This window comes from Dactylococcopsis salina PCC 8305 (genome assembly GCF_000317615.1).
Lineage (GTDB): Bacteria > Cyanobacteriota > Cyanobacteriia > Cyanobacteriales > Rubidibacteraceae > Halothece > Halothece salina.
The window spans coordinates 2763145-2774470 of the sequence record NC_019780.1; the positions used below are offsets into that span (position 1 = coordinate 2763145).

At 42.3% G+C, this 11326-nt stretch carries 15 protein-coding genes; 8 read left to right on the plus strand and 7 right to left on the minus strand.

Annotation, left to right across the window (positions count from 1 at the left end; all coding sequences use genetic code 11):
* Positions 1-46: 46 nt before the first annotated feature.
* On the plus strand, positions 47-1912 hold the full coding sequence (locus tag DACSA_RS20785) for a calcium-binding protein (protein ID WP_051017321.1): 1866 nt from the start codon (positions 47-49) through the stop codon (positions 1910-1912).
* A 130-nt stretch (positions 1913-2042) separates the two neighbouring features.
* A complete protein-coding gene (locus DACSA_RS13350; RefSeq protein ID WP_015230261.1) occupies positions 2043-2297 on the plus strand; it encodes a hypothetical protein in 255 nt (84 codons plus the stop codon).
* Here the strand turns inward: DACSA_RS13350 and folD are convergent.
* On the minus strand, positions 2269-3150 hold the full coding sequence (folD, locus tag DACSA_RS13355; protein ID WP_015230262.1) for a bifunctional methylenetetrahydrofolate dehydrogenase/methenyltetrahydrofolate cyclohydrolase FolD: 882 nt from the start codon (positions 3148-3150) through the stop codon (positions 2269-2271). The two genes, DACSA_RS13350 and folD, sit on opposite strands and share 29 nt — an antisense overlap.
* A gap of 50 nt (positions 3151-3200) precedes the next feature.
* Between folD and DACSA_RS13360 the strand changes: the two genes are divergently transcribed.
* Entirely contained in the window at positions 3201-3602 is a 402-nt protein-coding gene (locus DACSA_RS13360; protein ID WP_015230263.1) for a hypothetical protein, read from the plus strand.
* Between the two features lie 68 nt (positions 3603-3670).
* On the plus strand, positions 3671-4969 hold the full coding sequence (gene ctpB / locus DACSA_RS13365) for a carboxyl-terminal processing protease CtpB (RefSeq protein ID WP_015230264.1): 1299 nt from the start codon (positions 3671-3673) through the stop codon (positions 4967-4969).
* Between the two features lie 49 nt (positions 4970-5018).
* Here ctpB and DACSA_RS13370 read toward each other — a convergent pair whose 3' ends face one another.
* The 3 genes from DACSA_RS13370 to DACSA_RS13375 all read right to left on the minus strand — a co-directional run bounded on the left by DACSA_RS13370 (position 5019) and on the right by DACSA_RS13375 (position 7690).
* Positions 5019-5666, minus strand: a complete 648-nt coding sequence (locus DACSA_RS13370) for a 50S ribosomal protein L25/general stress protein Ctc (protein ID WP_015230265.1) — start codon at positions 5664-5666, stop codon at positions 5019-5021.
* 427 nt (positions 5667-6093) lie between these two features.
* On the minus strand, positions 6094-6228 hold the full coding sequence (locus DACSA_RS22595) for a hypothetical protein (RefSeq protein ID WP_269544601.1): 135 nt from the start codon (positions 6226-6228) through the stop codon (positions 6094-6096).
* Between the two features lie 91 nt (positions 6229-6319).
* Positions 6320-7690 (minus strand): adenylosuccinate synthase, encoded by a 1371-nt coding sequence (locus DACSA_RS13375; protein WP_015230266.1) that lies wholly within the window; start codon positions 7688-7690, stop codon positions 6320-6322.
* Positions 7691-7809: 119 nt separating this feature from the next.
* Here DACSA_RS13375 and DACSA_RS13380 point away from each other — a divergent pair, with 119 nt between their 5' ends.
* A complete protein-coding gene (locus DACSA_RS13380; protein ID WP_015230267.1) occupies positions 7810-8832 on the plus strand; it encodes an adenosine deaminase in 1023 nt (340 codons plus the stop codon).
* A 172-nt stretch (positions 8833-9004) separates the two neighbouring features.
* Here DACSA_RS13380 and DACSA_RS13385 read toward each other — a convergent pair whose 3' ends face one another.
* From DACSA_RS13385 to DACSA_RS13395, 3 genes are all read right to left on the minus strand, one after another.
* Positions 9005-9415, minus strand: a complete 411-nt coding sequence (locus DACSA_RS13385) for a helix-turn-helix domain-containing protein (protein ID WP_015230268.1) — start codon at positions 9413-9415, stop codon at positions 9005-9007.
* A complete protein-coding gene (locus tag DACSA_RS13390; protein WP_015230269.1) occupies positions 9399-9698 on the minus strand; it encodes a type II toxin-antitoxin system HigB family toxin in 300 nt (99 codons plus the stop codon). Before DACSA_RS13390 ends, DACSA_RS13385 begins: the two co-directional genes overlap by 17 nt.
* A gap of 146 nt (positions 9699-9844) precedes the next feature.
* Positions 9845-10024, minus strand: a complete 180-nt coding sequence (locus DACSA_RS13395; protein ID WP_015230270.1) for a hypothetical protein — start codon at positions 10022-10024, stop codon at positions 9845-9847.
* Between the two features lie 229 nt (positions 10025-10253).
* On the opposite strand from DACSA_RS13395, the gene DACSA_RS13400 reads away from it, so the two are divergent.
* From DACSA_RS13400 to DACSA_RS13410, 3 genes are all read left to right on the plus strand, one after another.
* A complete protein-coding gene (locus DACSA_RS13400; RefSeq protein ID WP_232225304.1) occupies positions 10254-10586 on the plus strand; it encodes a XisH family protein in 333 nt (110 codons plus the stop codon).
* The gene (locus DACSA_RS13405; RefSeq protein WP_015230271.1) at positions 10574-10915 is read left to right on the plus strand and encodes a XisI protein; all 342 of its coding nucleotides are present in this window, start codon (positions 10574-10576) and stop codon (positions 10913-10915) included. Before DACSA_RS13400 ends, DACSA_RS13405 begins: the two co-directional genes overlap by 13 nt.
* 135 nt (positions 10916-11050) lie before the next feature.
* Complete coding sequence (locus DACSA_RS13410; RefSeq protein ID WP_015230272.1) at positions 11051-11314, plus strand: type II toxin-antitoxin system Phd/YefM family antitoxin; 264 nt, start codon at positions 11051-11053, stop codon at positions 11312-11314.
* Positions 11315-11326 lie beyond the last annotated feature (12 nt).

An 11326-nucleotide genomic window follows, 5' to 3' on the forward strand; every position in this document is an offset into this window, starting at 1 on the left:
CTCTCTACAGTGATAACTGATGAATGATTATTGATTAAGGTACAAAATGCAAACCACTAATTTTTCCGAAACCAACAACCAAGTCGAACTTTTATTTAGTCAAAATGACCCCTTTCAAGTCTTAAATGATGACGATCGCGATGATGATGATGATTCCGTAGAAAATGAAATGGATGACGATCACGACGACGATGACGACGACGACGATGACTATCTAGAAAATGACATGGATGACGACGACGACGATGACTATCTAGAAAATGAAATGGATGACGACGACGATGACGACGACGACGATGACTATCTAGAAAACGAAATGGATGACGATCGCGACGACGATGATGATGATTCCGTAGAAAATGAAATGGATGACGACGATGACGATGACTATCTAGAAAACGAAATGGATGACGATCGCGATGATGACGATGATGATGATTCCGTAGAAAATGAAATGGATGACGATCGCGATGATGACGATGATGATGATTCCGTAGAAAATGAAATGGATGACGATCGCGATGATGACGATGATGATGATTCCGTAGAAAATGAAATGGATGACGACGACGATGACGATGATGATGATTCCGTAGAAAACGAAATGGATGACGATCGCGACGACGATGACGACGATGACTCTGTAGAGAATGGAATGGATGACGACGACGACGATGACTATCTAGAAAATGAAATGGATGACGACGACGACGATGACTATCTAGAAAATGAAATGGATGACGACGACGATGACGATGACGATGACGACGACGACGATGACTATCTAGAAAATGAAATGGATGACGATCGCGACGACGATGACTATCTAGAAAACGAAATGGATGACGATCGCGACGACGATGACTATCTAGAAAACGAAATGGATGACGATCGCGACGACGATGACTATCTAGAAAACGAAATGGATGACGACGACGACGATGACTATCTAGAAAATGAAATGGATGACGACGACGATGACGACGATGATGACGACGATGACGATGACTATCTAGAAAATGAAATGGATGACGACGACGACGATGACTATCTAGAAAATGAAATGGATGACGATCGCGATGATGACGATGATGATGATTCCGTAGAAAATGAAATGGATGACGATCGCGACGACGACGACGATGACTATCTAGAAAATGAAATGGATGACGATCGCGATGATGACGATGACGATGATGATGATTCTGTAGAGAATGGAATGGATGATGATTCCGACGACTCTAACGATGATTCTGTAGAGAATGGAATGGATGATGATTCCGACGACTCTAACGATGACTCTGTAGATAATCAGACAGATAATTCTAATCAAGACATCACCGACAACTCAGGTGAAAATAACTCTGATACCACCGTAGAGGAAACCGAAGTTTTCTTTGGTGGACAAACTGGTGATAGTATTCAAGCAACAGAAGCAGAAAGCGTTTTTGCTGCTGATGGAGCAATTTTGTTTACTGGTGCGGGTAATGATATTATTGATGCAATTAGCGCAGAAGGAGCCGCTCGCGTTTACGCTGGTTCTGGTGATGATATCCTAGTTGCTGGAAAAGGAAACCGTCTTTTAGGTCAATCTGGTGATGATGAATTCTTCACTACCGATGGAGGAGATAACATCCTTTACGGAGGCGCTGGAAATGATGTCTTTAACTTAGCAAACGCAGAAATTCCATCTGGTGTGAATGAAGTCCGTGACTTTACACAAGGAGAAGATATTCTTGGTATCAATGGCTTCACTGATATTAGTTTCGAGGATATCTCTTTAACTCAAGACGGAAATGCAGCAGTTTTAGGTTTATCAGGTCAAGATTTCGCTCGTTTGTCTGGGGTTGATGCGAACAATCTTGGTGCTGAAGATTTCACTTTTACTGATACCAATGTCGGAATCGCTTAGTTTCTCATCAAAATTAGTTAGCTGAATTTGAATCCTTCACTCATCTAGGGTGAAGGGTTTTTCTATTTCTTTACTTTTCCCGAATATCATCAAAATTAACTCTTTATCATCATAGGAATAGTGATTAATCATGGATATGCGATCGTTGCGTAAACTCCACCGTCGGATTGCTCCGATTTTATTTTTACCCTTATTTTTAACGGCTTTCACAGGAGTGGCTTATCGGGTTGCGAATAGTTGGTTTAATACTCCCGATCGCGTGGGAGCAATTTTAATGTACTTCCATCAGGGAACATTTCTTGGGGAAGAATTACGGGTGTTTTATTTTATCCCCCATCTTATGAGAAGTCTCATCTTTAAAGAAAACGCTGCTCAAAACTGGTGACAGTATTTTCTAAAAGCATAGTGACAGTCATCGGTCCCACCCCACCTGGCACTGGTGTTAAATAACTCGCAACTTCCGCCACTTGCGGAAAGTCCACATCCCCAACGAGACGCTTTTTCCCGCTTTCGTCTTCAATGCGGTTCATGCCAACATCAATCACCACTGCTTCTGGTTTTACCATATCGGCGGTGATTAAATTTGGTTTCCCCACCGCAACACATAAAATATCCGCTTGCTGACACAATTCTCTTAACTGTTCAGGTGGCGTTTTTCCGTGAGCCGTTGTTACCGTTGCGTTAGCTTCTAATAACATTAAGGCTAAGGGTTTTCCGACTAGAATACTGCGTCCGATGACTAATGCTTTTTTACTCGCGATCGAAAGCTGATAAGATGCTAATAAGCGCATCACACCAGCAGGAGTGCAACTTCTTAAACCTTTTTCCCCACGTACTAAACGCCCCAAATTACTGGGATGTAAACCATCTACGTCTTTTTCTGGTGCAATTTTATAAAGAGCTTGAATCGCATCTAAATGATCAGGGAGCGGAAGTTGAACCAGAATCCCATCGACGCGAGAATCGTCATTGAGAGTAGCAATTTTTGCTTCTAATTCTGCTTGTGTGGTATTGCTAGGGAAATGTTGACCAAAGGAGGTAATTCCTATCTTTTCACAGGCTTTTTCTTTGTTACGAACATAAACGGCGCTCGCGGGATCATCTCCAACGATAATCACTGCTAAACCTGGCGCTCGTCCTTGTTTCAGTTTAAGTTCTTCGACGCGCTGTTTGAGTTGGCTTTGCGTTGATTGAGCGAGGGCTTTTCCGTCTAATTTTTGGGCGCTTGGAGAGGTCATTGCAAAAATAATCAAAATAGAGGACACTCTAGGATAGTTTCTCAGATTTTGTGACTTTTAAGCCGACTAATGTTGTGAAACTTTTATTCTCTCGATTCATTTTGAGCGGTGTTTTATTTGGCGTTTTGGGATTGACCAGTTGTCAATCTGATCAAATATTAAGAAAAGAAAAAGAAACAATTACTCCGATCGCCGATTTAAATTTGCTCTCAGCAGAGGTAAAATCGGTTTATGTTCAGGGAAATGTGGGCGATCGCGCTCCTTTGCTCGATCGAGTAGCCTATCAACTCCAAGATGAAACGGGACAAGTTTGGGTCATCACTGGTAATGCTCCTCCTGAAAGTGGTCAAACCGTGACGATTCAAGCCAAAATAAGAACAAAATCGATCGAGCTTCAACAGCAACAGATTTCTGAGGAGGTTTATCTGCAAGAATTAAAACAACTTCCTTAAAAAATTCAGTTGAGATTAAGGTATTAACTGTTAACTGTTTTGAAGACCATCCCATCTGAGAAGATAACATGAATCAGACTCCCTTCTACCGCATCAAAAACTATTTCCGTTCCGCCACTTTAGCAGGAACAATTATTAGCATTTCTTGGTTAATTCCTAGCTTCACGACACCCGCTTCGGCGAGTCTTTCCGAGAGTCCAAAAACCATTGTTGATGAAGTTTGGCAACTTGTCAATGAAAATTATGTTGACCCAGATTTTAACCATGATAATTGGGAAAAAACAAGAGAAGAATTATTAGATCGTAACTATAATTCTAAACAAGAAGCATATCGAGCAGTTCGGAATGCTCTCAACAAACTCGGTGATCCCTATACTCGTTTTCTTGATCCTGAAGCCTATCAATCATTGAAAAATCAAACTTCTGGGGAATTATCAGGGGTGGGGTTACGGTTAGAAATTAATGAGGAAAATCAATCTCTCACGGTGGTAGAGCCATTGGAAAATTCCCCCGCTTCCAAAGCGGGAATTCAACCAGGAGATGAGATTATCGCCATTAATGGTCAACCGACTTCTTTACTCAGTTTAGAACAGGCTTCTAAATTGATTCGCGGTGAGTCGGGAACGGAAGTTAATTTACAATTATCTCGTACTGGAAAAGGATTATTTAGTTTAGATTTAACTCGCGCTGAAATTGAACTTCCTCGTGTTAGTTACGAGTTGCGAGAAACCAATCAAACTCGTGTGGGATACATTAAAGTAAAAGAATTTAGCTCCCACGCCGCAGAACAAATGCGAGAGGCGATTCTTGATTTGAAAGAAAAGAATCCAGAAGCCTATGTGATTGATTTACGCAATAATCCAGGTGGCTTGCTTTATGCGAGTATTGAAATGGCGAGAATGTGGTTGGAAGAAGGGGCGATCGTTTCCACTGTTGACCGTGAAGGGGGCGATCGAGCGTTTCAAGCAAATCAGACCGCACTCACCGATAAACCTCTCGCGGTTTTGGTCAATGGTAATTCCGCAAGTGCGAGTGAAATCCTTGCTGGTGCGCTCAAAGATAACGATCGCGCGGTGATTGTCGGCAGTAAAACCTATGGCAAAGGAACAGTACAGTCCGTGAGCTCTTTATCCGATGGTTCTGGTTTAGCCGTAACAGTGGCGCGGTATTATCCCCCCAGTGGTACAGATATTAATCATAAAGGCATTGAACCAGATGTCAAGACCAGTTTAAGGCGCAGTGATCAAGTGCGTTTATCCTCAAACCCTGAATTGCAAGGAACGCCGCAAGACCCCCAATTTATGAGCGCGATCGATGTTCTCAGACAACGTTTAGGGAAAACCACCGCCGAAGCCGCATCTTTTTAATATCCCCCCTCGCCCCCCTTTGAAAGGGGGGAAAATGTGGGGTAAAGAATTAAACGGAAACATCCCCTAATTCTTCCACAACGCCACCTTCGATCGCGTCCTCTTCGCTGGTTGCGTCTTCTGGTGCGGGTTCCGCGCCTTGTGCTTCCACAAGGGTTAAAACCGTGCGTTCTGGATCATCACTAGCAGTTACACCTTCAGGCAGGTTAAGCTCACCAATATGTAACGTTGTTCCCACAGGCATTTCGGTCACATCAATGTTAATCACTTCGGGAATTTGATCAGGAGGGCATTGAATCGTTAATTCTGTAATAATTTGTTCGAGAACGCCTCCTTCTCGAACTCCCTCCGCTTCACCTTCTAGGTTAACGGGAACAGTCACTTCCACGCTATCTTGACCGGCGACAGCGAAGAAACTAACGTGATAAATATCCGGTCGCCAGGGATGTTTTTGTACTTCCCGAATCAATGCTTTTCCTTTCCAAGACGCATCCGTAACCGCTACTTCCACTAGACTATTGTTAATGGAAGCATTTTTGAGCAACATTTCCACATCTTTCGCTTTAGCCACAAGCGACATCGATTCCGCGCCCTTGTGTCCATATAAAGCGGTAGGAATAAAGCCCTCACGGCGTAATGCTCTTGGTTTACTCCCTTCAGGTCGCGTTTCACATTCAAATTTAATCGCTGTTGTCATTTTGATTTTCTCTCTAGTTGATGATTGTGCAAAAAATGAAAGGATTCAGGAGTTACGCACTTGCCCCCTAAATCCCCCAAGTCTGGGGGACTTTATGAGTTGCTCTCCCCCAAAGTTGGGGGGTAGGGGGGCGAAATTAACCCCCTAAATCCCCCAAGTCTGGGGGGTAGGGGGGCGAAATCAACCCCCTAAATCCCCCAAGTCTGGGGGACTTTATGAGTTGCTCTCCCCCAAAGTTGGGGGGTAGGGGGGCGAAATCAACCCCCTAAATCCCCCAAGTCTGGGGGACTTTATGAGTTGCTCTCCCCCAAAGTTGGGGGGTAGGGGGGCGAAATTAACCCCCTAAATCCCCCAAGTCTGGGGGGTAGGGGGGCGAAATTAACCCCCTAAATCCCCCAAAGTTGGCAGGGCTGTTTCATTCTCGGGGTCAAAATTGAATGCGATCGCCTGAACCTCTTACGGTACGTTCGATCGAGACGTTTTTCCTACTTTTTGGCTTTTTCATAAGAAAAAAGAGTCCTGAAATCTCCCCCATCTCCCTTGTCTCCCTTGTCTCCCCCATCTCCCTACCTCCCTTGATTTCAAAAGAATGAAACAGCCCTGCCCAAAGTTGGGGGGTAGGGGGGCGAAATTCATTTGCCTAAGTCCTAGTCTTATTGGCTGAGAGGAGAATTAGAAGCCTCAGAGGGCTGTTGATTAACAGGAGTCCCATTGGCATCAAGCAGCGCCCGTTTCGGTCCGTGAATCGGGTCTTCCACAATGATCGTTTGATCCCGACTTGCTCCCAAAGAGACGATCGCGATCGGAACTTCCATTAATTCTGCTAAAAACTTAAGATAATTAAGCGCAGCTTTGGGGAGGTCTTCTAAACTCCGACACGCCGCCGTTGATTGTTGCCAACCCGGTAGAGTTTCGTAAATTGGCTCACAACGAGCAAAACGTAAGGCACTACTGGGGAAATTCTCACAACGTACCCCGTCAATATTATAAGCAACACAAACCTTAATTTCAGCGAGGGTATCGAGAACATCCAGTTTGGTAATTGCTAAACAGTCCATGCCATTAATTCGGACCGCATAGCGTCCAATGACCGCATCAAACCAGCCACAACGGCGACGACGACCAGTGGTTGTTCCGAATTCTGCTCCCCGATCGCATAGTTCTTGTCCAAGATCACCGTCTAATTCTGTGGGAAACGGACCCTCTCCCACTCGTGTGGTGTAGGCTTTCGCGACACCAATCACTCGATCGATCATCGTCGGACCAATACCAGCACCGACGCAAGCGCCACCAGCCACAGGATTAGAAGACGTAACATAAGGATACGTCCCATGATCCAAATCTAAAAGCGTTCCTTGCGCCCCTTCAAAAAGGATATTACGTTTTTTCTTCACCCCTTCCGCAATTTTCAGAGAACTATCCACCACATGGGGACGTAACCGTTCCGCATATCCGAGATACTCCTCAATCACCGCTTTCGGGTCTAAAGGCGGCATTTCATACAGCTTTTCTAAAATGACATTTTTATAGTTAATCGTCCACTCTAACTGTTCCTCCACATGATCCGCATTCATCAAATCAAGGATACGAATCCCTGTCCGTTCTGATTTATCGGCGTAGGTGGGACCAATACCGCGTCCAGTTGTACCAATTTTTTTATTCCCCCGTTTTTGTTCCGAGGCTTGATCAATTAACCGATGATACGGCATGGTAACATGAGCGGTTTGGGAAATCATTAAGTTTTCCGTCGAAACATTCAGGGTGTCGAGTTGGTCTAATTCTCCGATTAGCACTTGCGGATCAATCACTGTCCCCGACCCAATAATACATTGAGTTTCGGGGTATAAAATCCCAGAAGGGATTAAATGTAGCTTAAAGGTTTGTTCCTTTACCACTACCGTATGTCCCGCGTTGACTCCGCCTTGGTAGCGGACGACGATATCGGCGGATTTACTGAGTAAGTCCGTAATTTTACCTTTACCCTCGTCACCCCATTGGGCTCCAATTACAATAACGTTAGCCAAAACTTTCTATACTATTAAAGTTGCTTCAGTTTTCACAAACTACTATATTTATCACTTAAACTAGAGAAAGTCAATCTAATGTTACAAAATTAGATCAAAATGATCAGGGGAGGCTTATTGTGGCACTGTATGCAGATTTACATCGTCATCTCGGAGGTTCGGTTGTGCCGCGAGTTTTATGGCGCTATTTCCAACGCCATGATGCGGAGTTAAGCGCGAGGTTTCCAGACTATTACGAGTTTGAAGATTTTTATACCCGTCCTCGTAATACCTTAAATGAGTATCTAGAATTACATACGTTGGTGGAAAGTGTCCAAACCCCTGAGACGTTACCTTATTTTATTTATCGCTTGATTCGTGGGGCTTATGTGTTTGAAAATCTCGCTTATCTCGAATTACGTTATACGCCCTATTTACGCACGGATCAAAGTTTAGATACCAAACAACGCATTGATCAAATGCGCGATGTTGTGAAGATTGTTGGGGAAGCAACCAAAGTGGGAGAATATCCCATGATTACCAGTCAAATCCTTTGTATGCACTCCCGCCTCTCTTATGAAGTGAACCGCGCCATTGTGGATTTAGCGGCAGATCATCCCGAATATGTGTGCGCTGTGGATTTAGCAGGCGGTGATGAACTCTATGCCGATCAATTGGACGAGTTAAAAAAATTATATCACTATGCCCGATCGCGCAACCTCAAAACTACGGGTCATGTTTATGAAACCACTAATGGTTTATATCCCCAATTATTGCCCTATTTAATGCGAATTGGACACGGGATTCAGATTCCCCTCAAACATCCCGAATTACTCCCAGAATTGGCGGAAAGAGGGCAATGTTTAGAAGTTTGTCCCACCACCTACACCAAGACAGGAACATTAGATAATTTATCACAACTCAAAACCGTATTCGATCGATGCTTTGAAGCAGGTGTCGATATCGCCATCTGTACCGACAACGCAGGGTTACATAATGTTCGGCTTCCCTTTGAATATGAAAACCTCCTCACCCTTGATGTCATTGGCTTTGAGCAACTCCAAGCCTGTCAAGAAGCCGCCTTTCGCCATGCGTTCGCCTGGCCCTATAGTCAACCCCCCGCCTCCCTATTAACGGGATTATTACAAGGACGATATGATTAAACCTGTCGATTAAATGGAGGAGACGAAACCCAACAGTTAATTCTTACCCAAGAGTGTGGGATACGCAGACTTTGACCAGAGAAAAATAAGGTTAGAATAAGGCAAAAGGCAGGAATTTGAATTAACTGGAATGATAGATGAAATCACTTTTACTCGCCAAGAAGCGGAAAAACTAATAATCGAAATAGATGAAAACTTCAGGAGAAACATGAAAAATTTTAGCTAACTTTTTAGCTTGTTTATTACTAATCGTTCGCTTGTTATTCACGATTTCAGAAACCACTCCACTTGAGCCAATTTCTTCGCGGACTAAATCAGCTTGAGTAATCCCTTGTGATTCCATCAGAGTATTTAAAATAGAAACAGGAGTCGCTTCAGACCCAAGAGAAAACTGTTGATTTTCATACATCTCAATTAAAACAGTCCAAACATCAAGTGCTTGTTCCTCTTCTTGATTTCGATTTTCTTTGAAGAAAAGACTCTCCGTAATAGACAACGCTTTGTTATATTGCTCTTCTGTTTTAATAACAAAAGGGAATATATTAGTAATATCTGTTAGATTTTGATTAGTAGTACGGGTCATTTTTCCAAGCCTCCTTATCATACTCAGCATGAGTGAGAACATACTTGATGAAGATTATTTGTTTTTGATAATCAATTCCTACAATGAGACGATAATGATTTCCCTTAATGTTAAATACTGTAAAATTGCCGATCGAATCTGCACTCTTAAACGTTTTTCGGACATCATTAAGGCTTGTCCAATTAGCACTTTTAGCAATCTTATACCAGTCATCTAAAGATTGTCTTAAATCAGGATGTTTATTGGCAGCGACTCGGAGAGTTTTGTAACTGATAATCCTCATGTTAAATTGATATATGTTCTAATACTCTCATATTGAGAGTAAAAGTGTCAACATCAATCATTTAGCAGAAATTCAGTAGGGTGCTTAGATTTCTTGAGAGTTTTCTCCTGAGTGAATCCGACTTTGATCGGTGGGATACGCAACCTTTAACGAGAGAAAAATAATACCATATTCAGAGTTTCATCGTCAGAGACTGCTTCCATCAGTTGAACTAATCCATAATCTTCTAGGATTTCCTCGATTTTTTCAAATTCAGCGATCGGAATCTGAACAGCAATTGGCTGCTGATTAGTGTCTAATACATAGTTTTTGTTGATTTTTAGCATTGAGTTACCTGATTCTTTTGAGGGTTTCTATAACTGATTGTAGCAACAGACAATAGAACCCTCGTGATCGGTATGATTTTAAAGAGGGATCACGCTATTATAAAAAAGTGTTCGATGTTGCCCAACCGAGACAGTAAAATTAAGATATGTCAGCTAAAGATAGGATTCATGATACAGTTAAAATGCACTAATCAAAGATGGTTGGGACATTGTTGCTGACCCTTATCCGATTCAATATAAAGAGGTTAGGCTACTGGCTGATCTTGCTGGAGAAAAGGCGATCGCTGCAACAAAAGAAGAGCAAAAAGTTGTGATTGAGGTGAAGAGTTTTGTTGGTCGTTCTCCAATGCGGGAATTTCAAACGGCTTTGGGTCAATACCTAATTTATAGAACTTTTATTGAGCAGACGCACGCTGACTATAAAATTTATTTAGCGGTCAATCAAGATATTTACGATCAATTTTTTCAACAAATTGCGATTCAGTTAATTTTGACAACTTATCAACTTTTATTATTAATTGTTGATTTGAATACAGAGGAAGTTAGACGATGGATCAATTAAATCATTACCAAACAATCATCAAGAAAATCTTAACGGAATATCATAAAATTTTCTTACAAGTCTCTGACCCCGATGTCGATGAAGTATTAATTTTTGATGATGAACGATGTCACTATATTTGGTTAAATATCGGTTGGAAAGATGGAGAAAAAGTTAATGCAATGTCGGTTTATGTTCGTCTTAAAAATAATAAAATTTACATTGAGGAAGATTGGACAGAAGAAGGAATTGCGAATGAATTAATCAGAGAAGGGATTGCTAAAGAAGAGATTGTGTTAGCTTTTTATTCTCCTGAACATCGTAAGTTTACTGATTGTGCGATCGCATAACAATTTTTTGAAATGTCCTAAAACAGCGCGATTAAATCTGGGATACGCAGACTTTGACGAGAGAAAAATAACAAGAGAGTGCGATCGCACCAATATTGCTATTATGTACAAAGTAGTCAAAGCGAGGAAAGTATTATGAAAAGCTACACATTAACCCAAACTCGTAACCGACATGGAGAAGTATTCGATCGCGCTAAAATCGAGCCGGTGCTAGTGACTAAACAAGAAAGACCAAGTCACGTCATTCTTTCTGCGGAAGCGTACCAGAAACTAATTGCCAGACTGGAAGAGTTAGAGGATGTAAGTTGGGGTAAGGCAGCACAAACGGCTTTCAATGAATCTTCAATGGTAGGAACCGATCAATTTACCACAGCTTTAGAGAAAATTGCCAATGGTTGATTGATTTAATTT